Source organism: Hwanghaeella sp. LZ110, assembly GCF_048892525.1.
Classification (GTDB): domain Bacteria; phylum Pseudomonadota; class Alphaproteobacteria; order UBA8366; family Aestuariispiraceae; genus Pacificispira.
In genome coordinates, this window is sequence record NZ_JBLZHT010000006.1 from 69,756 (window position 1) to 96,088 (window position 26,333).

A 26,333-nucleotide genomic window follows, 5' to 3' on the forward strand; every position below is an offset into this window, starting at 1 on the left:
GCAACAGCCAAGGTTTTTCTGGTTATTCTTGAAGAAGGCGATCCCGAAGAGATGGCGCGTATTGTTATGAAGTTTGGCGGAACCTCCGTCGCTGACATAAATCGCATCGCCAATGCAGCCCAACGTGTGAAGCGTGAAGTGGATGCAGGCAATGAAGTGGCCGTCGTGGTTTCCGCCATGTCCGGAGTCACCAATCAGCTGGTCGGTTATGTTCAGGAAACATCGCGCATTTATGATGTGCGCGAATATGATTCCATTGTTGCCTCTGGCGAGCAGGTCACCGCAGGTCTGATGGCATTGCGACTGCAGGAAATGGGGATATCAGCCCGCTCCTGGCTGGGTTGGCAAATCCCGATTACCACCAATGAAATGCATGGAAAGGCCCGCATTGAGGATATCGACACCTCTGAGATCGTTAAACGCTTTTCGGAGAATCAGGTCGCCGTCGTTGCAGGATTTCAGGGGGTGACACCCCGCAATCGCATTGCAACCCTGGGGCGGGGCGGGTCGGATACGACGGCAGTTGCGCTGGCGGCCGCGCTGAAGGCGGATCGCTGCGATATCTATACCGATGTTGACGGGGTCTATACCACCGACCCGCGCATTGTGCCGAAGGCGCGAAAAATTGATCGTATCGCCCATGAAGAAATGCTGGAAATGGCGTCTCTGGGTGCCAAAGTGTTACAAACACGTTGTGTGGAAATTGCCATGAACCATGGCGTGCGCCTTCAGGTCTTGTCTTCCTTTGAAGATAAGCCGGGCACATTGGTTGTCGATGAGGATGAGATCGTGGAAAAGCAAGTCGTAAGCGGCATCGCCTATAGTCGGGATGAAGCCAAGATCACACTGGTGAAGGTTGCCGACAAACCAGGCGTTGCAGCCCATATCTTTGGCCCGCTGACCGATGCATCGATCAATGTTGATATGATTGTGCAATCCGTCTCTCCCGATGGGGAACGCACCGATATGACCTTCACAGTGGCCCGCGCGGACATTGATCGCGCAATTTCCGTGCTGAAAGGGAATCACGATAAGATCGGATATGAAACGCTGCTATCGGATGGCGCCGTTGCTAAGATCTCCGTCATCGGGGTTGGCATGCGCAGCCATGCCGGGGTCGCTCAAACGATGTTTAAAACCCTCGCTGAGAAGGGGATCAACATCCAGGTCATCTCAACCAGTGAGATAAAGATATCCACCCTGGTTGCAGAGGAATACGCTGAACTGGCGATCCGGGCGCTTCATACCGCCTATGGCCTCGACGCCGCCTAGGGCAAAGCCTTCGCAAACGAGGACGTTTGCGACGACGTATTTGCTGAAAAGAGAGATAAGAGCATCCTGTGTGAGCTCTTGCGAGCGCATGATGCTCTGGGGCAGGAACAAAAAAACCCGGTTTGGCGGGGCTGGATCGCGATCAGGATCCGGCTCTATCCGGTTTGAACAGGCAGAACCCGTTCTGAACAGTCACAACGGGCATAACGATGGGAGACTACAGGGCGAATGGCCAGAGAAGCGGCACCATCCCCTACAGTTTGGGCAGGACCTCGCAAGTTGCTTCGGCGGCTGCGCGACGTTATGGCCGGTCCCGGCGATGCTCAGGACCGACTGGACCGCATTGCCAAGCTGATCGCCGGGGATATGGTCGCTGAAGTGTGCTCCATCTATGTCAGGCGCGCCGGGGATGTATTGGAACTGTTTGCCACCCAGGGCCTGAAACCGGAAGCCGTCCATAATACCCGCCTGCGCATTGGTGAAGGGATTGTCGGGGCCGTTGCCGCTGACAGCCGCCCAATGGCTCTGGCAGAGGCCCGTAAACACCCCAGCTTCGCCTATCGCCCGGAAACCGGGGAAGAAATCTATACCTCCATGATGGGGGTACCGATCCTGCGCGGTGGCCGTATGCTGGGGGTTCTGGCGATTCAAAACCGAACGCAGCGTGACTATACCGATGAGGAAGTGGAGACGATGGAAACCGTCTCCATGGTCGTCGCGGAAATGGTTGCCAGCGGGGAATTGATCGAAACCTCTGAACAGCGTCCTGCCGATGGCATCGGAATTGCCCCTTTGCGCCTGGACGGGATCAAGCTGAATGGCGGCCTTGCCATGGGGCATGCGGTTTTGCATCGACCCGCCATCCCTGTCGGGCGTACCGTCGCTGAGGATTCCGAAACTGAAAAGTTGCGGCTGAAAGAAGCCCTGGCCAGCATGCATAAAAGGCTGGATGAATTGCTGGCCCAAGCGGATGCCGAAGGACCAGGCGATCACATTGACATCCTGAAAACCTATCGGATGTTTGCGGAAGATAAGGGTTGGATCCGGCGCATTGTGGAGAATATCGACAATGGCCTGACCGCAGAAGGCGCCGTCGTACGCGTACAGGATGATACACGCGCACGGATGAAAAAGGTCGATGACGCCTATCTGCGGGAACGGTTGCTGGACCTGGAAGATCTGGCGTTTCGTCTGTTGCAGCACCTGACCGGGGATGCGGATGGCACCCGCGCCCATATGCTGCCGGAAGAGACCATCCTGGTCGCCCGCAATATGGGACCGGCGGACCTGCTGGATTATAACCGCAGCAATCTGAAAGCGCTGATCCTGGAAGAAGGATCATCAACATCCCATGTCGCGATTGTCGCGCGGGCCCTGCAAATACCAGTGATCGGGCGCGTAAAAGGCATTCTGGACCGCGTCGAACCGATGGATCCAATCCTGGTCGATGGCGGGAATGGACTGTGTTACATCCGCCCCGGCGATGAAGTACGGTCTGCTTTTAAAGCATCGATGCGGATGTTTGAAGAAAAGCGCGCCCATTATCGGGCCGCAAAGGATTTACCGTCGATCACGAAAGATGGCGTCGAAATCTCTCTGATGATGAATGCCGGCCTGTTGATCGATATGGGACATCTGCAAGATTCCGGCGCTGCGGGCATCGGCCTGTATCGCACCGAAGTACCCTTTATGGTGCGATCTGACTTTCCCGACACGGCGACCCAGGCCGAACTGTACAGCGCCATTCTGGACCAGGCAGAAGGCAAGCCTGTTACCTTTCGCACCCTGGATATCGGCGGCGACAAGGTTCTGCCCTATTTTCACGAGATGCAGGAAGAAAACCCGGCGATGGGCTGGCGCGCCATTCGCATCGCGATTGATCGGCCGGGTCTGATGCGCGGGCAATTGCGCGCCCTGATCCAGGCCAGCAACGGACGCCCTTTGCGGGTGATGTTCCCAATGGTCGCCAATGCCGATGAATTTGTACAGGCGCGCGCCATGCTGGATAAGGAATTATCACGCGCCGCCCGGCGTGGTTTGCCGCTGCCGTCAGAATTGAAAATCGGCGCAATGCTGGAAGTGCCGTCCTTGATATTCCAATTGGACGCCCTGGCAAAAAAGGCGGATTTTATCTCCATCGGCAGCAATGACCTGTTGCAATTTCTGTTTGCCAGCGACCGCGGCAATCCCCGCATGGACGGTCGATATGACGCATTGTCCGCACCGGTCCTGAATGTCGTGAAAGAAGTCGTGCACCGCGCCCAGCAGAATGGCCTGGAACTGTCCGTCTGTGGCGAAATGGCCGGACAGCCGCTGGAAGCCCTGGCCCTGATCGGGCTTGGAATCCGCACATTATCGATGTCTCCGGCCAATATCGGCCCGCTGCGTGATACGGTTCGGGCCTGCACTGTTTCCGCCTTGTCTGACTTTACAGAAGCCCTGACCCATCGACCGGATCGGTCCCTGCGCGGTGCAATGGCCAACTTTGCCCGCGACCATGGCATAACAGTTTAGGAACAAGACCTGGTACCAGCGTCGTTTTGGGTCTTTGCAATCCGGCACCAATCGCGCCATAGTATTGAGACAGGAACGTTTTTCGTCGATTGCCCATGCTGAGAAAACAGAATGGGCGTGGGCAATTTTGTTATGGTTGGGGTATATGAAAGCGTCTGAAGATCAGGAACAGGCGCGTAAGGGCGTCAATCCCGAAAATCCGGGTGCCGGTGTTGGGGCGATCTTACGTGGAGCGCGACTGGCGCGCGATGAGGACCTGCGCGAAGTGGCTGCAGCGCTGCGCATTCGCCTACCCTATCTTCAAGCCCTTGAATCCGGGGCCATAGAAGACCTGCCCGGTGTGACCTATGGTATCGGTTTTGTCCGCGCCTATGCCAGCTATCTGGACCTGGACAGCGCCGAAATCGTCGACCGGTTCAAAGTTGAAGCGCGTGGCATTAGCCATCGAACCCAATTGCAGTTCCCAGAACCCCTGCCCGGCAATCGGGTACCGGGTGCGGCCCTGCTGCTAATTGTATTGCTGTTGGCAGGCGGGGTTTATGGTGTCTGGCTTTACAGTTCCTCCCAGAATATGACCATTGTTGAAGCTGTCGAAGCTGTGCCAGCCCGGTTGATGGCGTTGGTTGAACAGGAATCGACACCGGACACATCGGCGCCAGTTGAAACCGCTGTGGACACCCCCAGCACCCCTGAAAGCAGCGATACCCCTTTCGCAGACGGCGCGGAAACAGAGTCTGAACCGTCCGTCACACCATCAGAAGCCGACGCTTCCAACGCCGTGCCCGCGCCGGAAACGTCAACAGGTGAGACAGATACTGCCAATACTGCGGACGCGATCGCACCGGCCACTTCGGATATAGCGGCGACACCGACACTGCCATCCACTGAAACAACGCCAGCAGAAACCGCCCCATCTGAGGTACCAAGTTCCGAAGCACCAACCAGCACGGAACCAACCAGCACAGAAACACCCAGTGCAGCGGCACCCCAGGCAACAGCAAGTTCTGATGGCGCGGAGACTGAGGCTGCGACACAAGACGCGACCGCCACATCAACACAAGCGGAAACGCAATCCGGCGCGGCAGAGAGTGCATCGACAGAACAACAGCGTGTAGATGCCCTGCCGGAACCAGAAGTACCTGCGCCGCCACCTCAACCCAGCCCGACTCAACCCAGCCAGCCTGAACCCAACTCAGCGCAAGAATCACCAACCGCTGATACGGGCGCCGCGTCAAACGCGCCCCAGTCAGAAAGTTCGGCGATCACGACACAGGATCTGGCACCTCCGCCACAGCCTGCACCACCTGAAAACTCAACGGATGCGGCACAGCCTGAAACCGTGCAGGGGCCTGTGACAGATCCAGCGCCGACAACGCCAGCCCCCCCCGCTGTGACACAGAACACAAACGACTCCCAAACGGCTGCCTCCCCCTCTGATTCCCGCATCATCATTCAGGCAACCCAGGAATCCTGGATCCAGGTGAAGAATGCTCAGGGTCAGGTGCTGATTGAAAAGCTGATGCTGATGGGGGAAATCTACCGCGTGCCGGACCGTCCCGGCCTGACGCTCAGTTCCGGCAATATCGGCGCACTGAAACTGATTGTGAACGGCACCATGGCCCCAACGCTTGGGACATTGGGCGAAGTCCGCCGGGACATTCCATTGACGCCAGAGAATTTACTGCCTTAGAGTATCCGTCTTCATCAAGCTTGTGTTAAAAGTTCAGGGCAACCTTGATCTTCCGGGTAAAAGCGCGCATTTTCTGGTGGTCGCCGCCGACCCTGAAAGAGAGTGATCATGAGCGTTAGACCCTATCGCGAAATACACCGCCGACCGTCGCGCAAGATCATGGTTGGCCCGGTCGCCGTGGGGGGCGATGCACCAATCACCGTGCAGACGATGACCAATACGCTGACATCGGACGTACAGGCAACAATTGATCAGATCCGTCGCTGTGAAATTGCCGGGGTGGATATCATTCGGGTGTCCTGCCCTGACGAAGACTCCACCGCCGCCCTGGTCAAAATTATTCCCGAAGTGACGGTGCCGGTCGTCGCGGACATCCATTTCCATTACAAACGTGCGATAGAAGCCGCCAAAGCGGGGGCTGCCTGTCTGCGGATCAATCCGGGCAATATCGGGTCCGCCCAGCGCGTGAAAGACGTGGTTCAGGCCGCAAAGGATCACGGCTGTTCCATGCGGATTGGGGTGAATGCCGGATCACTGGAAAAGCACCTGCTGGAGAAATATGGCGAACCCTGCCCCGAAGCGATGGTGGAAAGCGGCCTGGAGCATGCCCGCATTCTGGAAGATGCCGATTTCACCGAATTCAAGATCAGTGTGAAGGCATCCGATGTCTTCCTGGCAGTCGCGGCCTATCATGGATTGGCCGAAGCCTGCGATTACCCCCTGCATCTGGGAATTACCGAAGCGGGCGGATTGCGATCCGGCACGATCAAATCTTCCATCGGCATGGGCTCCCTACTTTGGGCTGGCATTGGCGATACGATCCGCGTCAGCCTGTCTGCAGAGCCTGAAGAGGAAGTAAAAGTCGGCTTTGACATGCTGAAAGCCTTGAATCTGCGGCATCGCGGCGTGAATGTGATTTCCTGCCCATCCTGTGCCCGGCAGCAATTCAATGTAATCGAAACAGTAAAAGTGCTGGAAGAGCGGCTGGCCCATATTACCACGCCGATGACTGTCAGTGTGATCGGCTGTGTCGTGAATGGCCCTGGCGAAGCGCGTGAAACCGATATTGGCTTTACCGGTGGCGGCAAAGGCACCCATCAGGTTTACATTGCAGGGATGCCCCATCATCGCCTGAAAGACCAATCCATCGTTGACCATCTGGTTGAACTGGTGGAACAGAAGGCGGCGGAAATTGAGGCTGAGAAACCCGAAACCGCCACCATCGCGGCGGAATAGCGACCCATTCTCCACAATTTGTAGACGTTAAGGATTCTGACCCATGGCAGATTTACAGCCGGTACGCGGCACCCATGACCTCCTGCCCGATGACATGCGCGCGCATCGCCATGTCAGCGATACAGCGCGGGGTACAGCCGCATTGCATGGCTTTGACGAGATCGCCACACCGATCTTTGAATTCACCAACGTCTTTGCGCGCACCTTGGGCGATACCTCTGATGTCGTGACCAAGGAAATGTACACATTCGAAGATAAGGGCGGCGATATGCTGACCCTGCGCCCGGAAAATACAGCGGGCGTGTGTCGGGCTTTCATCTCCAATGGCTTGGCGCAGCATGCCCCGGTGAAATACTTCTATTCCGGCCCCATGTTCCGCCATGAACGCCCCCAGAAAGGTCGTCTGCGCCAGTTCCACCAGATCGGCATCGAACTGATCGGGGCCGCACAGCCCCTGGCCGATGTGGAGGCGATTGCCTGCGGCCACGCCATCCTGACGGATCTGGGCATTGTTGATAAGACCGTGCTGGAGTTGAACACATTGGGCGACACGGAAAGCCGCGCCGCCTATCGCGAGGCCTTGGTTGAATATTTCCAAGGTCATCTGGAGAAATTGTCTGTTGAATCAAAAGACCGCCTGACCCGCAACCCGATGCGTATCCTGGACAGCAAGGATGAGGACGACCGAAAGATCGTCGCCGATGCCCCGATTTTTTCAGATTATCTGAACATGGCGAGCATCGAGTTTTTCGCCGCGGTCAAAACCGGCCTGGATGCACTGGGCATCGAATACACGCTGAACCCCCGTTTGGTGCGGGGTCTGGATTACTATTGCCATACCGCCTTTGAATTCACCACCGATGCGCTGGGCGCACAAAGTGCGGTAATGGCAGGCGGCCGCTATGACGGGTTGATTGGCATGCTGGGCGGACAGGAAACGCCAGGTGTTGGCTGGGCCGCTGGCATAGAACGCCTGGCAATGTTATCGGCTGAAGCTCCGCCTGTGGACCGCCCGCTGGTCATCGTCCCAATGGGGGACGCAGCGGAAGCACAGGCTCTGGCCATTGCAAAGACCCTGCGCGGCAGCAGCCTGCGCACCGAATTCGCCTTTTCCGGCAATATGAAGAAGCGCATGAAGCACGCCAACAAGGTCAATGCCTGGGCGGCGATTATTTTAGGAGATGAGGAATTGTCCAAGGGCGTGGCCCAGGTCAAAACCCTGGATGATGGCGAACAGAAAGAAGTGGCGATGACCGACCTGGCGGCAACCTTGACTGTGATGCGGGTTGAAGATCGGGGGTAGACCATGGCCGGGATATCCGCTGGGACAACCGCTGGGACAAGTGTCGATGGCGCTGGCCCGGCCCCAATGGATAGACCTTACATCGTGGGGGCCAGCTTTCGCACGGCCGACGCGCGGATCCGGGACCGCCTGTTTGTTGAACCGCCTGCCCAGCCTGAATTCCTGGCAGCCTGTCGCGATGCGGGACTGACGCAATTGGTGTCACTGTCGACCTGTGACCGGGTAGAGTTGATTGGCACATCCACCGACCCGGAACGGGCCAGTGGCACAGCAGAACGGCGCTTGCGCAGTCGGTTAGAGGGAATGAGCGTCCCCGAATCCACCTTCTACCGCCTGTATGATGTGGATGCCGTCGCCCATGTCTTTCGCATCGCCAGCGCCCTGGACAGCCAGATGATCGGGGAGTCCCAAATTCTGGGTCAATTGAAGGACGCTGTGCAGGTTGCAAGCGATGCCGGAATGATCCAGGGAGAACTGGACCGGTTGATGCAAACCAGCTTCGCATTAGCAAAGCGGGTCCGCAGCACCACCCGAATTGGAGAAGGGGCCGTTTCCGCCGCCGCCGCCGCGGTAAAGGTCGCCCAGGACCTGCACGGCACGATGGCCCGATGCCGCGCCTTGCTGATCGGGTTGGGAGAGACCGGCGGACTGATCGCAGAACAGTTTCAGCGTGCGGGGATCGGGGTGCTGGATTTAACCGGTCCATCACGCCGGACAGAGCGGGAAGCAGCGCGGCGCGGGTTGACCTATCAGGATTATGAAAAACTGGACCGCGCCCTGGCGCATTCTGACATCGTGATCACCGCTGCCGGTCGGGGCCGATATCTGTTGGACAGCGATAGTGTCACCAAAGCATTAGAAGCCCGCCGATCAAAACCGATCCTGCTGATTGATGCCGGGATTCCGCTGGATATCGATCCAGCCGTGGACACTCTGCCCGATGCCTTCCTTTATACGATGGAAGATATTGAACGGCTGGCAGAAAAGGGCCAGTTAGACCGCAAGGCAGAGGCTGCGGAAGCCGCCGCTATGGTCGACAGCGCGCTGATCGATTGGCGGCGCAGCCAGGCAGAGCGGGAAGGCGTTCCCGGCCTGATCGCCTTGAGAGAACAATTCGACCGCCTGCGTGAAGATGTGCTAAACCGCCATCCCAGTGCCGATGCAGCAGAGGCGACCCGCCTTCTGGTCAACCGCATTTTGCACGAACCCAGCGAAACCCTGCGCGCCATCGCCAGCGAAGGCGGGGCGGCAGACCTGCGTGACACAATTACAGTAAACCGCGTGCTGGAGCGCCTGTTCGCGCTGCGCATTCAGGATGAAAGAAGCGATACAGAATGAGTTGGACCGATAATATTGACCGCGTCATCAGACGGCATATGGAACTGTCTGATCGCATGTCTACAGGCACATTGCCTGCAGAAGAATTCCAGGCTGTTTCCATGGAATATGCCGAACTGACACCCATTGTGGAGGCTGCCCAGACATTTCGGGCGGCAGAGGCGGAACGCACAGACCTGGTGGCGATGATCGAGGATCACAGCAGCGATAAGGAAATGCGCAGCCTGGCCCGCGAGGAATTGGAAAACCTGGACGAGCGCCTGCCAGAGCTTGAACAGAACCTGAAACTGTTGCTGCTGCCAAAGGACGAGGCCGACCGGCGCGCCTGTATCATGGAAATCCGCGCGGGCACCGGCGGGGACGAGGCCGGCCTGTTCGCAGGCGACCTTTTACGCATGTATCAGCGCTATTGCCAGAATCATAGCTGGCCATTTGAAGTGATCGATATCAGCGAGAATGAAGTCGGCGGCATCGCCCAGGTAACAGTCTCCATCAATGGGGCGGGCGCCTATGGGAAACTAAAATTTGAATCCGGCGTGCATCGTGTCCAGCGCGTGCCAACAACCGAAAGCGGTGGACGCATCCACACCTCAGCCGCAACAGTCGCGGTTCTGCCTGAAGCACAGGAAGTCGATATTGAAATCAACGAAGGCGACCTGCGGGTGGATACCTATCGCTCTCAGGGTGCGGGCGGTCAGCATGTCAACACCACCGACAGCGCGATCCGCATCACCCATTTGCCGACCGGCCTTGTCGTGACTTGTCAGGATGAAAAGTCCCAGCACAAGAATCGCGCCAAAGCGATGAAGGTTCTGCGTGCGCGTCTGTATGATCAGGAACGGGAACGCCAGGCGTCGGAACGGGCTGCGGATCGCAAATCCATGGTTGGCAGCGGGGACCGGTCCGAACGCATCCGGACCTATAATTTCCCCCAGGGTCGCGTCACGGACCACCGCATCAACCTAACCCTTTACAAACTGGACAGGATGATGCTGGGGGAAGCGCTGGATGAAATCCTGGATGCGTTGATCCTGGAGGACCAGTCCTCTCTTTTGGCGGAATTAGGGGAAGCGGTGTGAGCCCAGACACGGCGCGCCAGACTGCGTTGCGCGCCGCAGTGGCGCGATTGCAGGCCGCTGATATCCCCTCCCCGTTATGGGAAGCCCGCCATCTCTTATGTGATCTGGAAGGGATTACGCCCACCGACATAATCGCTTATCCCGACCTTCCCGTGCATCATATCACCCAATATCAGGATTGGGTCGCCTTACGCGCGTCAGGGGTTCCGATGAGCCGGATCACCGGGCGCCGCAATTTTTGGGGACTGGAATTTCATGTCACCCCCGCAACGCTGGATCCGCGCATGGATAGTGAGGTTTTGGTAAAAGAGGCATTGGCGCTTATACCAACGGATCAGACATGCGAGATTGCTGATATAGGAACCGGAACCGGCTGCCTGATACTGGCATTGCTGCATGACTGCCCTTTGGCAACAGGCATAGGCCTGGACATTTCTAGTGAGGCGCTGAAAACAGCGCAATCCAATGCGGACACCCTGGGTCTTTCCGGTCGCGTTCGCTTTGTTGAAAGTGACTGGCTGTCGGCTCTAAAGCCACAATCGATCGATATCCTGGTCTCCAACCCGCCTTACATCGTTCAGGGGGAAATTCAGCATCTGGATCCTGCTGTGCGGGATCATGATCCCATTCTAGCCCTAGATGGCGGCACAGATGGTTTGGATGCCTATCGCGCGATTATTGAAACGGCGCCAAAAGTGTTGCGCCCCGGCGGCTGGATTGCCCTGGAAATTGGCTGGGATCAGGGTCAAACTGTCCCAAATCTGCTGGATAAGGCCGGTTTTTTACGCATATCCTGTCATCAAGACACTGCCGGGCGGGACCGTGTCGTGCTGGGGCAAAAACCAGACACGACAGCCTTAAAAAAAACACTTGGAAAGGACCGGGCAAAGGGCTAGGTTGCAGTGCGTCGCGTTTCGTGGGGGACGGCCTGTAATTATGGGCATTCCGAAACCGACTTTCCGAGAGAGAAGACTTTATCGACCCATTTTGACCGGGTGCTGCAACGATACGGTTCAGCTTGTCTCTCGTTTGATTCAATCGCACCTCAAGAGGTAACGCGTGAATAATCCAAAACAAAATCGCGGACGGCATCGCAACAATGCCCGGCGTAGTAACCCTTCCCGTCAGAATTTTGATTCTAACGGACCGGGCGTTCGTATTCGTGGAAATGCTACGCAGGTGTATGAAAAATACATCCAGCTGGCACGTGACTCGCAAGGGTCCGGGGACCGCGTGATGGCAGAAACCATGTTGCAGCATGCGGAGCATTATTACCGCATCCTGAATGAAAACAACACGGGGGACCGCCCGCGCCAAAGCCATGACGAGTCTGCATCAGATCAGCAGAACAGCTTTGATGACACCAATTACGAAGACGATGGCGACGACAGCAACGATGCCGACGGCAATACCGGCGGCTATAACGGCAATCGCAATGCCAATAGCGGCCATGGCAACAATGGCCAGGGTAACAACAGTCAGGGTAACAACGGCCAAGGCGGCGGCAATCAGGGCAATGGCGGCCAAGGCAATGGCGGCCAGGGCAATAACGGGGGCCGAAATAACCCGCGTAACAATGGCGGTCGCGGCCGTGGGCGTCGCCCGCAACAGAATACGGCGGAGGGCAGCGAAACCCCGGCGTCAAATTCTGCCGATACTCAAACCAAGAACCAACCCGCCAATAATGATGCAGATCCGGCACCTAAAGAGCCGGCCAGCACCCCAGCAGCAGCCCCGGCGGCCAATACGGATGAGGCCCCAAAAGCCCCACGAGGACGCCCGCGTCGCACCCCGCGCAAATCTGCCAGTTCGGAAGACGGTGCCGCTGTGGAAGCCCCTGCAAGCTCAGAGCCAGCATAGCAGGAAATGACAATCATCGCCGATTAAGGCGCGATCATCCGCCTATGAAAGGCGCCGCCGCATAATCTTGCGGCGGCGCTTTTCGTTGGTACCCTGGGGTTTAATTTAGGCGCTTGGTATTAGAACCAAGGAACCTGTGGTCTGGCCATTTTCCAAATCAAACTGCGCCCGCGCGACTTCTTCCAAGGCATACGTGCCGCCGACACTGCCGCCCAAATCTGGCCCTAGAATGTCAAAAACCGCCTTCGCGCCCGTCGCGTAGAAATGCGAATCTGCCAATAAAGACATGACACTAGGTTTAGATAAAAAGGCATCCCCCAATTCACTGATTTGAAGGGCAGGTGTGGGCCCGGCGACCCACCCAATATTGGCAACCATCCCGAAACGACGCACACAGCGCAGCGACTGTCGAACCATATCGCCTCCAATCCCATCAACAACCAAGTCAACACCATGACCCTGTGTCAGCTCATTTACGCGGGCAGCAATATCGGCCTCTCGCCCGACGATGACTGCATCGACGCCGTTTGCTGTCGCGATGTCTGCTTTACCCTCGGTGCTGACCGTCCCGATTACTGTTGCCCCGAAATGTTTGGCCCAGCGCGTCAGAATTATCCCCAATCCGCCCGCTGCGGCATGTACGAATATGGTACTGTTCGCCGATACAGGATGGACCAGCGTTAACAGCATATAGGCTGTCAGCGCCCGCAACATGTTGCCACCAACCACATCCATCCGCGCCGCGTTCGGCAGGCGAACCGCGCGCCAAGCGGGCAAAAGTCGTGTTTTCGCATACGCCCCAAGCGCGCCAGCATAGGCGATAGCATCACCGATCTTCAAATCTGTAACGCCCTCTCCCACCGCCTCAATGATCCCCGCGCCTTCAACCCCCAAAACCCCAGGCAAGGGGACAGGATGCGCCCCAATCCGGTGATAAATATCGATGAAGTTGACCCCAATCGCCTGATGCCGCAGTCGAATTTCCCCGGGTCCAGGGACCTCAACGGCACGCTGCCCGATCTTGAATTGCTCGATGCCGCCCGTTGTGTGGATTTCCATAACTGTATTCATAATTTTTGTCTCCAATGTTCCGTTGACCTCATCAGCCAACCAATTCACGGATAATTGCATCTGGCCTATCATCAAAAAATTCCCTAAAATTACCCAATAACTGTGAAAGATTTAACATAATGGATTGGGAGCATCTCCGGCATTTTGCAGCTTTTGCCGAGACAGGAAGCTTGTCAGCGGCGGCGCGAGAGATTGGCGTTGAACACGCAACAATTGCCCGGCGCATCGCGTCACTGGAAGAGACGCTGGCGCTCAAATTGATAGACCGGCGGGGTCGCAAACTCACCTTGACCGCAGAAGGGATCCGCATTGCAGAGATTGCGCGCCGGATGACGCGCGATACAGAAGAAATTACCAGAATAGCCGCTGGCGTGCGATCTGAGGTGTCAGGGCATGTTATAATCAGCGCGCCACCGGCCTTGACCGCATTATGCCTTGTGACTCCACTTGTTGCCTTACAAAGCCGTCATCCAAACTTGATCATCACCCTTATCGGTGAAAGCCGCACAGCGTCGCTGGAACGGCGCGAAGCTGATCTAGCCATACGCCTGAGCCGCCCGGAAACAGGACCCTTCAAAATCTTGAAACTGGGTGATATGCCGTTTCGGCTATACGCGACACCTGCCTATTTGAACGAAACCGATGAAAAGAATTGGCGCTTTATTGGTTATGGTGGCGCGATGAAAACGGCCCCACAGCAATTGGATTTGGATGCCCGTGCGCAGGGACGGTCCTTTCGACTGATGGCAAGTTCCGTTGAAATCCAATTGGCCGCAGCAAAAGCCGGGGCAGGAATTGCGATTCTACCGGAATTCTTGGCAGACAGTGAAACTGACCTGACACGTATTCCACTGAAAAACACCCCATTTCATCGCGAAATATGGTTGGTCGTCCATGATGATTTGCAAAATTCTGCCCCCATTCGTACCGTCATTGAGACTCTCAAGACGGCCTTTAGCAAACGCGAGCAGTCGGGTTAGGCTGAGACGACCCGTTTGCCAATAAAGCGATATCACATTTCAGGCTCTTGATACCCATTTTGGCGGCAGAAGGCGGTGACCGTGTTGCGCAACAGACAGGCAATGGTCATCGGGCCAACACCGCCTGGTACCGGCGTAATGGCGGACGCCACCGGACTGGCTGAAGCGAAATCCACATCCCCAACCAGGCGCGTACCACCATCGGGCTTGTCGATCCGGTTAATGCCAACATCGATCACCACAGCACCGGGCTTTAGCCAGGACCCCTGCACCATTTCGGGCTTTCCAACAGCAGCAATGACAATATCAGCCTGAGCGACTTCTGCGGGCAAATCCACCGTGCGGGAATGAGCAACGGTCACGGTACAGCTTTCCTGCACCAACAGGGTCGTCATCGGCTTTCCAACGATGTTAGACCGCCCCAGCACGATGGCTTTCTTGCCCGCTAAAGAGCCCTTGAAATGGTCGCGCAGCAGCAGCACACAGCCCAAAGGCGTACAGGGGACCAAGGCGCTGGGATTTCCCGTATTCAACCGCCCGACATTGACCACATGAAACCCATCGACATCCTTATCCGGGTTAATTTCGGTCAGCACCGCCTGTTCATCAATCTGCTTGGGCAGGGGCAGTTGCACCAGAATGCCATTGACCGTTGGGTCTTCATTCAATTGCCGAACTTTTGCCAACAGGGTTTCCTGATCGGTGCTGGTATCCATCTTGAACTCGAAGCTTTCCATGCCTGCTTCGACGGTTTGTTTGCCCTTGCTGCGGACATAAACCTGACTGGCAGGATCTTCCCCGACCAGCACGACCGCTAGGCCAGGCGTTTTGCCATGATCGGCCTTCAAGGCGGCGACCGCGGCTGTAACCCGTTCGCGCAGGCCTGCTGCAAATGCCTTACCATCGATGATCTGTGCTTCCGCCATGCGCTATGCTCCCCCGATTGTGTCTTTGTGTCTTAAAGCCGCTCAAGGACCGCGCGAAGGCTGTCTTCCAGCCGCGCTCTTTCCCCTGACAGCGCAATGACCTTAGTGCGATCCGTTGTGCCCGATACGATACTCAGCGACGTTTTTGGACATTTCAACGCCTTCGACAACAGCTTTATCAGCGCCTTGTTGGCTTTGCCGTCTTCAGGGATCGCGGTTACCTGGATTTTCAGGTGGCTTGCACCCTGGGCATCCTGGGCGATGGCTTGCAGGCGATCCGCAGAGGCTTTGGGGGTCAGGCGGACGGCCAACAGCATCACATCCCGCCCGGCATCCCATCGGAACGGCATCAGATGCGATAGGCCACGTCGGTCAGTACTTTCTGCAGGAAGAACAGGATCAGGAGCAGCACGATGGGTGAAATATCAATTGGCCCCATATTCGGCAAAATACGCCGGATCGGGCGCAAGGCTGGTTCGGTCAGGCGGTACAGAAAATCGCCGATCATATAGACGACACGGTTGCTGGTATTGACCACATTAAAGGCCACCAACCAGCTTAAAATCGCCGATGCGATGATCAGCCATGTATAAAGAGACAGCGCCACCAAGACGACCTGTATCAAGGCGTTAAGCAAAATATCCATCGACCCGCTTCCACCATGCCGTTGTCACTGTGCGGAGAGACCCCCCTCTGCATTTCCGTAAAAACAGAGATAAGGCGCAAGACCTTCCTGCGCAAGTCATGATCCCAGAAAGCGGTATAACCCCACCAATTTCACACCTTGACACAAACGCCCCTCAGACCGATATTCCGCCCGTCCAGACAGCGTTCTGGGCCAGATTTATGGGCCGGATTTATGGGCCGGATTTATGGGGTCGTAGCTCAGCTGGGAGAGCGTCGCGTTCGCAATGCGAAGGTCGGGAGTTCGATCCTCCTCGACTCCACCAATTTCAAAAGCGCCGATCGGGTCACAGGCCGGGTCGGCGTTTTTGATTTAGCTCCTAAGATGCCAGCGCCGCCTGGATCGCCTTGATCTGCTTGTCCACATCGATCTTGCATTCCGATGTGACTTCCAGGGCGCGATCCTCAAACACATCCAGGCCGGGATTGCGGGCGGTCCAGGTCGTGATGCGGGCATCGCGCTGCTCCAGCAAGGACAGGATCTGGGGCTTGAACAGGATCAGCATATGCGACAGCCAGCGATTGCTGGCCCAGGACGGAAAGGTGTGATCGATTTCAAACTTGTCGATCATGCGCGCGACATCTGGCGCCGCATACCAGGTTTCGTCCGTAACCCAGCGATTGACCGTGAACATCTTGATCCCATAGCCCTTTTTATCCATCGATACGGCAATGATATGCGCCCCGATCCGATTGTCGTTAGGAGCCTGAGGATGCACCAGCGGCGCCGGAGCCACACCCTTTGGCATGCCGGTATAACGCAGGAAGGTATGAAAATGTCCGTGCTCTCCCGGACGTTCCCCCTTGGGGTGGGCATGATAATAGTATTGCGAATGCGTTTCCCAATCGATGGCATCGCCCGCGGGGAAATGGTTCCATTCATAGAATGTGCCCTGGTGGCGCAATAGTTCCGCTACGACATTGCTGGACGTTTTGCGCAGCACACGCTGACAGGTCAGCACCTCTTCCCCCGCCGCCAACATGCGCCGCAGGCTGGCCTTTGATAACATTGACAAGGCCGCATCAAGGTTTTGTGTCGCATCCATCGGGTCAGAAATATCGGGTGTCACTCTATGTCCCTCGGGCAAATCCACCATCCATCCGCAAAGTGTTTCATTCCCCGCCGCTTCACACAAGACTGAGGCGTCGCAGGGGATGCGACGCCTCAAATCCGGGCAAGACGCCGGGGCGTCAGGCAGGGATTGCATCCATATTCACCTGATCCATGGATGCTTGGCTGGCATCGGGGTTATCTGCACCACTGCCACATGGGTTTTTCTTCGCAGCACAGGGATTGCACGGGTTACAGGCATTCTTGGCCGCGCAAGGGTTGCACGGGTTACAGGCATTCTTTGCTGCACAAGGATTACAGGGGTTACAAGCCTTGGCCGCACAAGGGTTGCAGGGATTGCACGAACCGCCGCCTTGAAGCGGGGTTTCCTGTGGCTGGGCGTCGACCATCAGAGGTGTCGCTGAAACGGCGCCCGCTACGCCAACCGAAGAGGCCTGCGCCCCTGCTGCAAACGCCGCCCCTGCCATCAGGGAGGCAATCGTTGTTGAAAGAAGATGTGTCTTGAAGCTCATGATCTCGCTGTCCCTATTGTTGTTGGTATCAGAACCGGTTGGGACACGAGCAAAAACCGCCGCATCCCTGAATACCGATCTGTCAGTATCGGTACACCGGAATGCGGCGGCGCAAGAATCAAGTCACCTCACTTTGGTGTGAAAGCGCCGGATCAATTGGCCTGGCGCGCGATCACCGCAACGGTCAGGCGGCCAGAGCCTCAATCGATTTTTCGGCCTTTTCTGAGGCTTTTTCGTCCATCATTTGTTGACCAGCAGCAATCACGGTTACGTCGGTAACGCCAATAAAGCCAAGAACGTGCTTCATGTAAGGCGTCGCATAATCAATCCCCGACTCCACTTCGGTGACGCCAGAGGCAACAACAAGATAGGCCTTCTTGCCACTCAACAGACCAACGGGGCCGTTTTCGGTATATTTGAAAGTCTCACGCGCCCGGGCGATCATATCGATCCAGGCTTTCAAGGCTGCAGGAACGCCAAAATTATAGACCGGCACGCCAATCACCAGAATATCCGCCGCACGCACTTCTGCGATCAGGGCGTCAGATTGCGCCAGAGCCTTCTTTTGTTCCGCATTCCGCTCTGCGGGATCGGTGAAATTCGCACCGACCCAATCGGGCGATACGAAAGGCAGGCCTTCCGCAACATTCCGCAGGGTGATGTCCAGGTCATGGCTTTCTGAGAGATGCGACAGAAGCGACTCTGTCAGCTTCCGCGTTGTCGAATTCTCCGCGCGCGCACTGGAATCAACGCGTAAAACCTTTAGCGCCTTGTCACCTTTTTGGGATGCATCAGACATATTGAAAATCCTTTCACTGTTCCGGGCCGCCCAACCCCTGTAAGGGCGATTGTTCTTCACCCGAAACGTAAGCCCGGCACACCAAAAGAATAATCAGCCCATTTGGAATATTATTGTTTCTGGTAAGTGCCTAATCATCCTTTGGAGTCACTGCTTCCTCCTTTCACTTGCTCAGAGAATCAGGCTTTCTGAGGATGGTCCCGTGACCGCCCCACTATCATGACAGGAGCACCCGCCATGCTGATCGATATCGCAACGATTGCTGCCCTAACCGGCGGAGGGTTGTCGGTCGGGTTGTTTCTGGCCTGGGTCTTTATGGTCCGAGGGAAAGAGGAGCAGCTGCAAGCCCTGCAGACGCGGGAACGCGAACTGTCGCAAACCATTGAAGATATCAGATCTGAACTTTCCGGTGCCCTGGCCAATCAAAAGGCCCTGGAAGAAGCGCGCAGTGAATTGCGAACGGATCGGGATGAATTGCGCCAGAAGGTGGAGGCGTTGCAGTCAGACCTGTCCAACCGCCGCGTGGAAATCGAAAACCTGCAAACCACCCTGTCCTCAGAAAAGAAGGCCCATGGCGAAAAGCTGCAGGAATTGAGCAATGTCAGGGGCCAGATTGAAAAGGATTTGCAGGTCCTGATGAATGGATTGCTGGACACGTCTTCAAGCAAGTTCCTGGAGCGCGCCAACGAAGTTCTGAAGGCGCAGCAGGAAAAGGGTGAAACAGGCATGAAATCCATGGTTGGCCCGATGAAGGAGGCGCTGGATAAATTCCAGCAACAGGTCAACGAGATGGAAACCAAGCGCAAACAGGATGAAGGCGCGCTGACACAACAGATTCAGCATATCGCCAACAGCCATACCAGGCTGAACGACACCACTGTCAGCCTGGTCAATGCCCTGCGCAGCGCCCCCAAAACCCGTGGCCGTTGGGGGGAGCAGCAATTGCGCACCCTGTTGGAAATGGCTGGGATGGCCGAATATGTGGATTTCGAGACGGAAAAGCATTTCGAGACCGAAGAAGGGGCCAGACGCCCCGATGTGGTTCTGAAAATGCCTGGCGGGCGCACGCTGGTGATCGATGCAAAGACCTCCCTGTCGGCCTATCTGGAGGCGATGGAGGCCGATACTGAAGAAGCGCGAGAGGCGAAACTGGTCGAACATGCCCGCCAGATCCGCACCCATATGGAACAATTGGGTCGCAAGGATTACTGGAAGACCCTGCCGTCGGATACGGTGGATTTCGTCGTCATGTTCGTGCCCGGCGAACCGATGTACAGCGCCGCCATGGCCCGCGATCCCGGCCTGTTCGACACCGCTTGGGAAAAGAAGGTCATCATCTGCTCCCCCACCACATTGCTGGGCCTGGCAAAGGCCATCGCCTATGGCTGGCGTCAGGAGAAGGCCTCTAAAGATGCGCAAAAGGTGCATGAGGCGGGCATTGAGCTATATAAACGGCTGGTGAAACTGGGCAATGACGTTGCCAGCATGACAAAATCCTTGAACGCCCATGTCGGCAAACACAATGCCTTCGTCGCCAGCCTGGAAGGCCGCGTCCTGCCCCAGGCCCGCAAGATGACCGAACTGTCCATCGGCGACAGCTATGGCGAAGTCCCGGAGCTGGAACCCGTAGAACACGAAGTCCGCGAACCCCTGCAGGACCGGGATCTGCTGATCGATGGGCCGAAAGATTAGAACCAGCCCGCAACTGCAAGCGCGTCTGGACGCGCAATGACGTTCAATACTGATTGATATCGGGCGTATCGATGTTGCGTCGCTGGAACAGCTTGCGGATCAGAAAGATGGCAGCGACTGAGAGGATGGCAAAGGCGATCAGGACCTCCCGCCAGCTTTCCAGCAGGATCGTATCGCTGAACCAGAACCGGCTTTCTGCAAACAGCAGGGCTGATACGATGGCTGCGGCAACTCCCACGGGCAGCACAAAGAAATCCAGTCCAACAACGATGTCGGCAATGATCAGGACCAGCGCCAGGATCAACCAGACTTCCGCCTGAAACAGCCAATAGGTAATCGACATCGCTTACGCCCCCTTGCGTGATCCAGCTAGGCTTTCCGCCAATGTATGCAGCGACCCGATGGCTCCGGTTATATCCGTTGGCACGATGATGGTTTTGGTGTTGGACGAAGACGCCACCGCCCCCAGGGCTTCCACCTGTCGTTTCATGATTTCAAAATCAATCGCAGGCTGACCATTCGCAGCAATCGCCTGAGAAATCAGTTTCGTCTGCTCCGCATCTGCTTCTGCGGCGACCTTTACAGAATAGGCATCCGCATCCGCCTGAACCCGCACGGCCTCTGCATGGCGCTGGGCCTCATATAATCTGGCGTCAGCAGCCAGTTCGACGGCGCGCTTCTCCCCTTCTGCCGTGGCAATCGCGGCCCGGCGCTGCCGTTCTGCGTTCAATTGCTGGCGCTGAGCATCCTTGGTCTGTTCATCGACAATGACATCCGTGATTTCCGTGCGGGTGATCTCAATCCCCCAGACCTCGGCGGCCTGTTGCAGATTGCGGGCAATTTCCTCATTCATCGATTCGCGCGACGATTGCAGATCATCCAGTTCCAGCTTACCCGCTGCCGAGCGCACAATGGACGTCGCCGCAGTATAGATTGCCTGGTTGATATCCCGAATACGATAAACCGACGCGGCAGCATCGGTGATGCGATAAAACACGGTTGCTTCCAACCGCACCTCAACATTGTCGCGGGTGATGACAGAAATATCAAATTCCGGCAATTGCCGTTCCAATATGGAGACCCGATGCGCGACACGATCCAGAAAGGGGACAATAAAGTTCAGGCCCGCCGGCAGGGTTTTTGTATATTTTCCAAACCGCTCAACCACATAAACTTCACTTTGAGAAACAACCTTGACCCCCTTGGAGATCAGAACCAATGCAAAGACCACAAGGATCAAGGCGATGATGCTAGAAAGCGACTCTTGGATCATGTAAGCGATTTCCGGGCCCATGGCACAGTCCTTGTTGGTGTAGCGTATCAGCAGATTTCATATAACGCTAAGTTGTGCACCGCGAAACTGAAAAACACCGGTAAAAAAAACCCCGGCCTGAGAGGATGTCTCGGACCGGGGCTTTTCCGCACTGATTATCCAACAGGCTACTGCGAAATTGGTGCCGCACCTGTCTCGTTCTGGAAATAGCGGAAGAAATCGCTGTTGGGCGCACCGACAAAGGTCGTCGTGTCACCCCCCAGCCCCTTCTGCATTGCCTGCATAGACCGCCAGAAGTCAAAGAACGCAACATTCTGACCATAGGCACTGTTATACAGGCCCTGGGCTTCCGCATCGCCCTTACCACGCAGGATTTCTGCTTCCCGTCTGGCTTCGGACACAATCACGCGCTGGCGCTTGTCCCCTTCGGCACGGATTCGCTGGGCTTCCTTATCCCCTTCGGCCCGCGCCAGACGTGCTTCCTGCTGGCGCTGTGTGGTCATGCGCTGAAAGATTGCCTCGCTGTTGTCTTCCGGCAAATCAATACGCTTGATGCGCACATCAACCACTTCAATCCCAAAGGTTGCCGCTTCACGCGCAACGATGCGGGTGAAATCTTCCATCAGGCGGGCGCGTTCCGGCGTCAAGACAACAGAAAGGTTTACCTCCCCGATGACTTCCCGAAGCGATGCGTTGATCAATGAGTTAAACCGCTGCTCTATGCCGCGTTCCGTACCAACCGTCTGGAAGAACCGCAGAGGATCAGTGATGCGATAGCGCGCAAAGGCGTTCACAACCAATTGCTTCTGATCTGCCGTCGGGATTTCCTGTTGGTCTGCGTCATAGTCCAACACGCGCTTGTCAAAGAAACGGGCTGTGTCGACAAAGGGTACTTTAAAATGCAGGCCCGGTTCCGTGATTTCACGCTGCGGTTCCCCGAAGCGCATGACAAGAACCTGTTCGGTTTCCCGCACGGTAAAGGCGGCACTGATCCCGGTGATGAAGATCACAACCAGGAGGCCAAGAATTATGAGAGAACTGCGTTTCATTTGGCGGCTCCCGTCTTCAGTTGATCCAGTGGCAGATAAGGAACAACCCCACTGCCTTCTGCCCCTGGTTCAATCAGAACCTTGTTCATTTTAGAGAGCACATCTTCCATGGTTTGAAGATAGATGCGTCGTTTGGTGATGTCGGGCGCCTGCTTGTATTCCGTCAGGATCGCCAGGAACCGCTGAGTGTCCCCCTGTGCCTGGTTGACGCGTTCCTGACGATAGGCTTCCGCCTCCCGCAGGATCTGTTGCGCTTCACCTTCTGCCCGCTGGGTGACTTCGTTGAACTGACCCGTTGCTTCGTTGATTTTCTTTTCCTTATCCGCCTGCGCAGCCTGCACATCGCGGAAGGCATCGATCACCTGATTGGGCGGATCAAATTTCTGAGGGTTCACCTGAGTGATTTCAATTCCCGCGCCATAGCTGTCCAGAATTTGCTGAATGCGTTGATGAGCATCCTGCGCCACGGCATTCCGCCCGCGCGTCCGGATATATTCAAATGCGCTTTTACCGACGATTTCCCGCATTGCCGCCTCAGCAGCGTTCTTCACGCTTTGCTCTGGATTGCGTACATTAAACAGGAATTCCCCCGCATCGCGAATTTTCCAGAAGACCGAGAACTGAATGTCGATGATATTTTCATCGCCCGTCAGCATCAGACTTTCCGCCCGCAATTCAGAGGCCGAGGTACGTCCGGCGCTGCCGTTAAACCCGATCTCTACCGTATTGACCGCCGTCACGCGCGGCAACAGAACCTCTCCCAGCGGGGCGGGAACATTATAATTCAAACCCGGTCCGGTAACAGATGTCAGCTTGCCAAAGACCAGTTCAACGCCCTGTTGGTCGGCCTCAACGCGATAAAAGCCGGTTCCCAGCCAGATCAGGATCAGCAAAAGACCCACTGCGATCCCGCCCTTAACACCAAAGCCACCGGGGATCATGGAGCGGAGCTTCTCCTGCCCCTTGCGCACCATTTCCTCAACATCAGGGGGCTGGCCGCCGGGACCACGCCCGCCGCCGCCGCCACCCGGGCGTCCCCAAGGGCTGTTCGGGCCGCCGCCATTGCCGCCACCACGATTTCCACCGCCGCGATTTCCGCCGCCGCCCTGGCCGCCCCAAGGGCCGCCACCATTATTTTCCCAAGGCATCCTGTTCCGATCCGTCCGCCGTTAATACACTAATTGTCACGATCGATCCTGTTACCCTTATCGGCTGCAGGTCGCGTCAAATTCAGCCTCGCACGCCCATCCAGACTGCGACGGGCGCATAACACTTGATTTTTGCGGGTCAAACAACCCTGCACGCATGTTTTATCATATGCGGTCTTTGCGCCATGCTTCCTGTTCATATATGTACGACAAGACAAGTTCCCAACCATGTGGCGTTGATTTTTCGAGATTTCTGAACAAATTTTCACCACACACCCGTTCATGACAGGAGTTTCTGAATTATGGCCGATATTACTGAGGACGCAGTCCGAAAAGCTTTGGCGGGCATTCGTGCGCCAGGCGGCGGCGATATCGTCAGTTCCGGTCTGGTATCAGGCATCGCCATCCGGGATCGCATGGTCCAGATTTCCCTGGAAATCGGCGACCCGTCCAAGGCTGAAAGTTATGAGCCAACCCGGCGCGATGTTGAAAAGGTCGTTGGCGCAATGCCCGATGTCTTGTCGGCAACCGCTGTGCTGACTGCCGAAAAGGGTTCCGGCAGCACCACATCGCCAAAACCGGCATCAGATCAAGGGGCCATAGAGAAAGGCGCTGGCAAGATCCGCCATATCGTCGCCGTCGCCAGCGGCAAGGGCGGCGTTGGGAAATCCACCACGGCGGTCAATATCGCACTGGCCTTAAAGCAACTGGGCCTGCGGGTGGGCATGCTGGACGCCGACATCTTTGGCCCGTCGCAGCCGCGCATGCTGGGCATTTCCGGCAGCCGCCCCAATTCACCCGATGGGAAGACGCTGGAACCCTTGGAAAGCTATGGCATCAAAGTCATGTCGATCGGCTTTCTGGTCCCCGAAGATCAGCCCGTTGTCTGGCGCGGCCCGATGGTTATGGGCGCGCTGCAACAAATGCTGGACGATGTCATCTGGGGTGAATTGGATATCCTGATCGTCGATATGCCGCCCGGTACTGGGGATGCCCAATTGACGATGTCGCAAAAAGTACCGTTGGCAGGTGCCGTGATTGTTTCCACCCCTCAGGACATCGCCCTGCTGGATGCCCGCAAGGGGCTGAACATGTTCCGCAAGGTCGATGTGCCCGTATTGGGGATTATTGAAAACATGTCGATGTATATCTGCCCCAATTGCGGCCACGAAGCCCATATCTTTGGCCATGGCGGCGCAAAGAAAGAGGCGGAGAAGCTGGGCACGCCGTTCCTGGGAGAAATCCCGCTGGAGATTGAAATCCGCCTGACCGCCGATGGCGGCAATCCCATCGTCGTATCCGATCCTGAAAGCCCCCATGCCAAGGCCTATCTGGCGATTGCTGAGAAAATCCAAACCGCATTGGATGGGCCAGGTGCGGGGCGCGCGGCCCCCCTGTTCACAACAGAATAAGCCCCGGGCGCGATCATGACGGGTCAACGGATCATCAGGGGAATTGCACGCGGCACTTGCGCCGTCATCCTGATGACCCTTCTGATCGCGCCCTTGCAGATTTCGACCACAGGTCCGGCAGGCGCGCAGGCGGATGAAAAGGAACCCCGCCTGATTGAAGTGATCAATCGGGCCCGGGCGGAGCGCAATCGTGCCCCCCTGCGTTATGAACCCCGTCTGACGCAAATCGCCCGCCAGATGGCCCAGGCAATCTATCAAGGTCAGAAACTGGACGCCCTGACCGATGGGTTGGAGACCCTGTTAAAATCAAAAGGGTACCCATACACATTGTATGGGGGGCGCTATGCCATCAATTCGGATTCCGTCGAGAAAATGGTCACTGAATGGCTGGAGGATGGCGGTCAACAGAGCATTCTGACCAACAAGACTGCGACAGAAATCGGTGTGGCCTATCTAAGCAGCGAAGGGTCCCTGGTGCCGGATATCGAACCCAGCATCTGGACTGTTGTAATTGCCGCCCCAGCCAGGCCCGCCGATTCAGATTGGGCACAGCAGATCTTGCAACTGGTCAACCAGTTTCGCGCCACTTATCAATTGCCACCGTTGCAGCCTAACGCTTTTCTGAACCGGGCCGGTATGGCCCAGGCGCGGGATATGCTGGCGCGGGATTTTTTCAGCCATACGAACCCGGATAATGTCGGGCCGGGTGAACGCGCAACCAAGGCCGGGTACAAATGGTCCCTGGTGCTGGAAAACATCGCAGCGGGCCAATCCACCCCCCGTGATGTCGTTAATGCCTGGATCGCCTCAAAAGAAGGCCACCGGGAAGCCATGCTTAACCCTGATGTCACCGAACTTGGTATAGGATATGTCTTTGCCCCATTTGATCCAGGGCGCATAAAATCACTGCATTACTGGGCAATGACCCTGGGTAAGCCTAGGGACCCATGATAACGTTCAATGCGCATAGAAACGATTTGAAAGGCTTGAAGATGAGACTTTTGTGCAGCGTGCTTGTCGGGGCAATTGTGCTGTTGGCGCCCAGCGTATGGGCACAAAGCCCACCGCCGCCAGGCGCACAGGTTTTCTTTGCCAATCTTCAGGATGGCGCGGTCGTCAAAAGCCCGTTTCTGGTTAAGTTCGGCGCAGAAGGGGTAAAAATCACCCGTGCAGGAATCAACATCCCCGGCACCGGTCATCACCATCTGCTGATCAATACGGAACTGACCGCCGAAGATAAGGGATATTCCATTCCCCAGGATGCGCGCCACCTGCATTTCGGTGGCGGTCAGACAGAGGTGGAACTGAACCTGGATCCCGGCACCTACACGCTGATGATGGTCCTGGGCGATGGCGACCATGTACCGTTTGAGCCGATGATCACCTCTGACAAAATCACCATAACTGTTGAATAGGAAATTTT

At 56.5% G+C, this 26,333-nt stretch carries 25 protein-coding genes, 1 tRNA gene and 1 pseudogene; 16 read left to right on the forward strand and 11 right to left on the reverse strand.

Annotated elements, in window-relative coordinates:
- Positions 1-51 precede the first annotated feature (51 nt).
- The 10 genes and pseudogenes from ACOSDM_RS13450 (at position 52) to ACOSDM_RS13495 (ending at position 12,292) form a co-directional block, all read left to right on the forward strand.
- On the forward strand, positions 52-1,272 hold the full coding sequence (locus ACOSDM_RS13450; RefSeq protein WP_420725253.1) for an aspartate kinase: 1,221 nt from the start codon (positions 52-54) through the stop codon (positions 1,270-1,272).
- Positions 1,273-1,500: 228 nt separating this feature from the next.
- Positions 1,501-3,786 (forward strand): phosphoenolpyruvate--protein phosphotransferase, encoded by a 2,286-nt coding sequence (ptsP, locus tag ACOSDM_RS13455; protein WP_420725057.1) that lies wholly within the window; start codon positions 1,501-1,503, stop codon positions 3,784-3,786.
- A gap of 145 nt (positions 3,787-3,931) precedes the next feature.
- Positions 3,932-5,476 carry a RodZ domain-containing protein gene (locus ACOSDM_RS13460; protein WP_420725058.1) on the forward strand — a complete coding sequence of 515 codons (1,545 nt, stop codon included), beginning with the start codon at positions 3,932-3,934 and terminating at the stop codon, positions 5,474-5,476.
- A gap of 108 nt (positions 5,477-5,584) precedes the next feature.
- The gene (ispG, locus tag ACOSDM_RS13465; protein ID WP_420725059.1) at positions 5,585-6,712 is read left to right on the forward strand and encodes a flavodoxin-dependent (E)-4-hydroxy-3-methylbut-2-enyl-diphosphate synthase; all 1,128 of its coding nucleotides are present in this window, start codon (positions 5,585-5,587) and stop codon (positions 6,710-6,712) included.
- Between the two features lie 43 nt (positions 6,713-6,755).
- Positions 6,756-8,015, forward strand: a complete 1,260-nt coding sequence (gene hisS / locus ACOSDM_RS13470; protein WP_420725060.1) for a histidine--tRNA ligase — start codon at positions 6,756-6,758, stop codon at positions 8,013-8,015.
- A 3-nt stretch (positions 8,016-8,018) separates the two neighbouring features.
- The gene (gene hemA, locus ACOSDM_RS13475; protein WP_420725061.1) at positions 8,019-9,353 is read left to right on the forward strand and encodes a glutamyl-tRNA reductase; all 1,335 of its coding nucleotides are present in this window, start codon (positions 8,019-8,021) and stop codon (positions 9,351-9,353) included.
- A complete protein-coding gene (gene prfA / locus ACOSDM_RS13480; protein WP_420725062.1) occupies positions 9,350-10,432 on the forward strand; it encodes a peptide chain release factor 1 in 1,083 nt (360 codons plus the stop codon). Before hemA ends, prfA begins: the two co-directional genes overlap by 4 nt.
- Positions 10,429-11,328, forward strand: coding sequence for a peptide chain release factor N(5)-glutamine methyltransferase (gene prmC / locus ACOSDM_RS13485; protein ID WP_420725063.1), 900 nt, complete (start codon positions 10,429-10,431; stop codon positions 11,326-11,328). The genes prfA and prmC overlap by 4 nt, the downstream gene beginning before the upstream one ends.
- Before the next feature lie 163 nt (positions 11,329-11,491).
- Positions 11,492-11,668 (forward strand): annotated as a pseudogene (locus tag ACOSDM_RS13490) (DUF4167 domain-containing protein); the annotation flags it as partial.
- Entirely contained in the window at positions 11,669-12,292 is a 624-nt protein-coding gene (locus ACOSDM_RS13495; protein ID WP_420725258.1) for a hypothetical protein, read from the forward strand.
- A 105-nt stretch (positions 12,293-12,397) separates the two neighbouring features.
- On the opposite strand, the gene ACOSDM_RS13500 is transcribed toward ACOSDM_RS13495, so the two are convergent.
- Positions 12,398-13,363, reverse strand: a complete 966-nt coding sequence (locus tag ACOSDM_RS13500) for a quinone oxidoreductase family protein (RefSeq protein ID WP_420725064.1) — start codon at positions 13,361-13,363, stop codon at positions 12,398-12,400.
- Positions 13,364-13,482: 119 nt separating this feature from the next.
- Between ACOSDM_RS13500 and ACOSDM_RS13505 the strand changes: the two genes are divergently transcribed.
- Positions 13,483-14,343, forward strand: coding sequence for a LysR family transcriptional regulator (locus tag ACOSDM_RS13505; RefSeq protein WP_420725065.1), 861 nt, complete (start codon positions 13,483-13,485; stop codon positions 14,341-14,343).
- Between the two features lie 32 nt (positions 14,344-14,375).
- On the opposite strand, the gene folD is transcribed toward ACOSDM_RS13505, so the two are convergent.
- From folD to ACOSDM_RS13520, 3 genes are read right to left on the reverse strand one after another with little or no spacing between them, the layout of a single operon-like run.
- A complete protein-coding gene (gene folD, locus ACOSDM_RS13510) occupies positions 14,376-15,269 on the reverse strand; it encodes a bifunctional methylenetetrahydrofolate dehydrogenase/methenyltetrahydrofolate cyclohydrolase FolD (protein WP_420725066.1) in 894 nt (297 codons plus the stop codon).
- Positions 15,270-15,301: 32 nt separating this feature from the next.
- A complete protein-coding gene (locus ACOSDM_RS13515) occupies positions 15,302-15,619 on the reverse strand; it encodes a DUF167 family protein (protein ID WP_420725067.1) in 318 nt (105 codons plus the stop codon).
- Positions 15,619-15,915, reverse strand: a complete 297-nt coding sequence (locus tag ACOSDM_RS13520; RefSeq protein ID WP_420725068.1) for a YggT family protein — start codon at positions 15,913-15,915, stop codon at positions 15,619-15,621. Before ACOSDM_RS13520 ends, ACOSDM_RS13515 begins: the two co-directional genes overlap by 1 nt.
- A gap of 228 nt (positions 15,916-16,143) precedes the next feature.
- Here ACOSDM_RS13520 and ACOSDM_RS13525 point away from each other — a divergent pair.
- Positions 16,144-16,219: transfer RNA gene (locus ACOSDM_RS13525), tRNA-Ala, on the forward strand.
- Positions 16,220-16,273: 54 nt separating this feature from the next.
- Here ACOSDM_RS13525 and ACOSDM_RS13530 read toward each other — a convergent pair.
- From ACOSDM_RS13530 to ACOSDM_RS13540, 3 genes are all read right to left on the reverse strand, one after another.
- The gene (locus ACOSDM_RS13530) at positions 16,274-17,023 is read right to left on the reverse strand and encodes a DUF6969 family protein (RefSeq protein WP_420725069.1); all 750 of its coding nucleotides are present in this window, start codon (positions 17,021-17,023) and stop codon (positions 16,274-16,276) included.
- Positions 17,024-17,144: 121 nt separating this feature from the next.
- Positions 17,145-17,537, reverse strand: a complete 393-nt coding sequence (locus tag ACOSDM_RS13535; RefSeq protein ID WP_420725070.1) for a hypothetical protein — start codon at positions 17,535-17,537, stop codon at positions 17,145-17,147.
- Between the two features lie 184 nt (positions 17,538-17,721).
- Positions 17,722-18,336, reverse strand: a complete 615-nt coding sequence (locus ACOSDM_RS13540) for an FMN-dependent NADH-azoreductase (RefSeq protein WP_420725071.1) — start codon at positions 18,334-18,336, stop codon at positions 17,722-17,724.
- Positions 18,337-18,573: 237 nt separating this feature from the next.
- Here ACOSDM_RS13540 and rmuC point away from each other — a divergent pair, with 237 nt between their 5' ends.
- Positions 18,574-20,028, forward strand: coding sequence for a DNA recombination protein RmuC (gene rmuC / locus ACOSDM_RS13545; RefSeq protein WP_420725072.1), 1,455 nt, complete (start codon positions 18,574-18,576; stop codon positions 20,026-20,028).
- Positions 20,029-20,071: 43 nt separating this feature from the next.
- Here rmuC and ACOSDM_RS13550 read toward each other — a convergent pair whose 3' ends face one another.
- From ACOSDM_RS13550 to hflK, 4 genes are all read right to left on the reverse strand, one after another.
- A complete protein-coding gene (locus tag ACOSDM_RS13550; protein ID WP_420725073.1) occupies positions 20,072-20,371 on the reverse strand; it encodes an NfeD family protein in 300 nt (99 codons plus the stop codon).
- A gap of 3 nt (positions 20,372-20,374) precedes the next feature.
- Positions 20,375-21,322 carry an SPFH domain-containing protein gene (locus ACOSDM_RS13555; protein WP_420725074.1) on the reverse strand — a complete coding sequence of 316 codons (948 nt, stop codon included), beginning with the start codon at positions 21,320-21,322 and terminating at the stop codon, positions 20,375-20,377.
- A 146-nt stretch (positions 21,323-21,468) separates the two neighbouring features.
- Positions 21,469-22,350 (reverse strand): protease modulator HflC, encoded by an 882-nt coding sequence (hflC, locus tag ACOSDM_RS13560; protein ID WP_420725075.1) that lies wholly within the window; start codon positions 22,348-22,350, stop codon positions 21,469-21,471.
- Positions 22,347-23,498 (reverse strand): FtsH protease activity modulator HflK, encoded by a 1,152-nt coding sequence (gene hflK / locus ACOSDM_RS13565; RefSeq protein ID WP_420725076.1) that lies wholly within the window; start codon positions 23,496-23,498, stop codon positions 22,347-22,349. The genes hflC and hflK overlap by 4 nt, the downstream gene beginning before the upstream one ends.
- Positions 23,499-23,800: 302 nt before the next feature.
- Here hflK and apbC point away from each other — a divergent pair, with 302 nt between their 5' ends.
- From apbC to ACOSDM_RS13580, 3 genes are read left to right on the forward strand one after another with little or no spacing between them, the layout of a single operon-like run.
- Positions 23,801-24,910, forward strand: coding sequence for an iron-sulfur cluster carrier protein ApbC (gene apbC, locus ACOSDM_RS13570; RefSeq protein WP_420725077.1), 1,110 nt, complete (start codon positions 23,801-23,803; stop codon positions 24,908-24,910).
- Positions 24,911-24,925: 15 nt separating this feature from the next.
- Positions 24,926-25,861, forward strand: coding sequence for a CAP domain-containing protein (locus ACOSDM_RS13575; protein ID WP_420725078.1), 936 nt, complete (start codon positions 24,926-24,928; stop codon positions 25,859-25,861).
- Positions 25,862-25,902: 41 nt separating this feature from the next.
- Positions 25,903-26,325, forward strand: a complete 423-nt coding sequence (locus ACOSDM_RS13580; RefSeq protein ID WP_420725079.1) for a DUF4399 domain-containing protein — start codon at positions 25,903-25,905, stop codon at positions 26,323-26,325.
- Positions 26,326-26,333: the final 8 nt, after the last annotated feature.

Excerpts from the sequence above, each read along its gene's own strand:
- hemA (WP_420725061.1), top strand. The coding sequence starts at position 8,019 with ATGGCCGGGATATCCGCTGGGACAACCGCTGGGACAAGTGTCGATGGC.
- apbC (WP_420725077.1), top strand. The coding sequence starts at position 23,801 with ATGGCCGATATTACTGAGGACGCAGTCCGAAAAGCTTTGGCGGGCATT.
- hflK (WP_420725076.1), bottom strand. The coding sequence starts at position 23,498 with ATGCCTTGGGAAAATAATGGTGGCGGCCCTTGGGGCGGCCAGGGCGGC.
- ACOSDM_RS13515 (WP_420725067.1), bottom strand. The coding sequence starts at position 15,619 with ATGCCGTTCCGATGGGATGCCGGGCGGGATGTGATGCTGTTGGCCGTC.
- ptsP (WP_420725057.1), top strand. The coding sequence starts at position 1,501 with ATGGCCAGAGAAGCGGCACCATCCCCTACAGTTTGGGCAGGACCTCGC.
- ACOSDM_RS13520 (WP_420725068.1), bottom strand. The coding sequence starts at position 15,915 with ATGGATATTTTGCTTAACGCCTTGATACAGGTCGTCTTGGTGGCGCTG.
- folD (WP_420725066.1), bottom strand. The coding sequence starts at position 15,269 with ATGGCGGAAGCACAGATCATCGATGGTAAGGCATTTGCAGCAGGCCTG.
- ACOSDM_RS13495 (WP_420725258.1), top strand. The coding sequence starts at position 11,669 with ATGGCAGAAACCATGTTGCAGCATGCGGAGCATTATTACCGCATCCTG.
- ACOSDM_RS13540 (WP_420725071.1), bottom strand. The coding sequence starts at position 18,336 with ATGTCTGATGCATCCCAAAAAGGTGACAAGGCGCTAAAGGTTTTACGC.
- ACOSDM_RS13575 (WP_420725078.1), top strand. The coding sequence starts at position 24,926 with ATGACGGGTCAACGGATCATCAGGGGAATTGCACGCGGCACTTGCGCC.
- hisS (WP_420725060.1), top strand. The coding sequence starts at position 6,756 with ATGGCAGATTTACAGCCGGTACGCGGCACCCATGACCTCCTGCCCGAT.
- prfA (WP_420725062.1), top strand. The coding sequence starts at position 9,350 with ATGAGTTGGACCGATAATATTGACCGCGTCATCAGACGGCATATGGAA.
- ACOSDM_RS13460 (WP_420725058.1), top strand. The coding sequence starts at position 3,932 with ATGAAAGCGTCTGAAGATCAGGAACAGGCGCGTAAGGGCGTCAATCCC.
- ACOSDM_RS13505 (WP_420725065.1), top strand. The coding sequence starts at position 13,483 with ATGGATTGGGAGCATCTCCGGCATTTTGCAGCTTTTGCCGAGACAGGA.
- ACOSDM_RS13555 (WP_420725074.1), bottom strand. The coding sequence starts at position 21,322 with ATGGGCCCGGAAATCGCTTACATGATCCAAGAGTCGCTTTCTAGCATC.
- ACOSDM_RS13580 (WP_420725079.1), top strand. The coding sequence starts at position 25,903 with ATGAGACTTTTGTGCAGCGTGCTTGTCGGGGCAATTGTGCTGTTGGCG.
- ACOSDM_RS13535 (WP_420725070.1), bottom strand. The coding sequence starts at position 17,537 with ATGAGCTTCAAGACACATCTTCTTTCAACAACGATTGCCTCCCTGATG.
- hflC (WP_420725075.1), bottom strand. The coding sequence starts at position 22,350 with ATGAAACGCAGTTCTCTCATAATTCTTGGCCTCCTGGTTGTGATCTTC.
- ACOSDM_RS13450 (WP_420725253.1), top strand. The coding sequence starts at position 52 with ATGGCGCGTATTGTTATGAAGTTTGGCGGAACCTCCGTCGCTGACATA.
- rmuC (WP_420725072.1), top strand. The coding sequence starts at position 18,574 with ATGCTGATCGATATCGCAACGATTGCTGCCCTAACCGGCGGAGGGTTG.
- ispG (WP_420725059.1), top strand. The coding sequence starts at position 5,585 with ATGAGCGTTAGACCCTATCGCGAAATACACCGCCGACCGTCGCGCAAG.
- ACOSDM_RS13500 (WP_420725064.1), bottom strand. The coding sequence starts at position 13,363 with ATGAATACAGTTATGGAAATCCACACAACGGGCGGCATCGAGCAATTC.
- ACOSDM_RS13550 (WP_420725073.1), bottom strand. The coding sequence starts at position 20,371 with ATGTCGATTACCTATTGGCTGTTTCAGGCGGAAGTCTGGTTGATCCTG.